The organism is Shewanella sp. 4t3-1-2LB (assembly GCF_017368415.1).
Lineage (GTDB): Bacteria > Pseudomonadota > Gammaproteobacteria > Enterobacterales > Shewanellaceae > Shewanella > Shewanella fodinae.
This window is the reverse complement of the sequence record NZ_JAFNJD010000146.1, coordinates 1-422: the sequence shown is the minus strand read 5'-3', so window position 1 is coordinate 422 and position 422 is coordinate 1. Positions and strand designations below refer to the sequence as shown.

The 422-nt window shown below is 46.4% G+C and carries 1 protein-coding gene; it reads right to left on the bottom strand.

From position 1 onward, the window contains the following. Window positions 1–422, bottom strand: a 422-nt coding sequence (locus J3L11_RS19035) for an ISAs1 family transposase (protein ID WP_207572009.1), incomplete at both ends; no start/stop codon positions are given.

Here is a 422-nt window from a genome sequence, read left to right as displayed (position 1 = left end):
ATAATGCTGACTGTTCTCAATCCGCCAGTGCTGGCGGATGTAGTGCCCAAGCAGTTTGTGGCGTGGGGACAACGAACTCACATAGTAACGGGTGTCTATCGTTGTTTTCCGACCCTCTGTACGATGTCGTTCTACTGCGATGATACTCCGAATGGTCGGCCATTTTTCCACAAGATTCTCTGGCAATTTTGCTTTGAGTTGGAATACATATCGTTCCTCTTTGCGACCATGAGCCTCTTGTCTGACTTCGGTGACAACTTGTTCTTTCTTAGCATCAAAAACAGCCTGAAACTGCGACTGAACAGCGTTCCAAAGTGTGGGCTGGTTCTTTTTGACTTGAACCACAACATGCGCCTTTTTCTCACTGATTTTTTCCAACGTTTCACGCTGACAATGCAAGGCATCTAGGGTAATTACTGCAC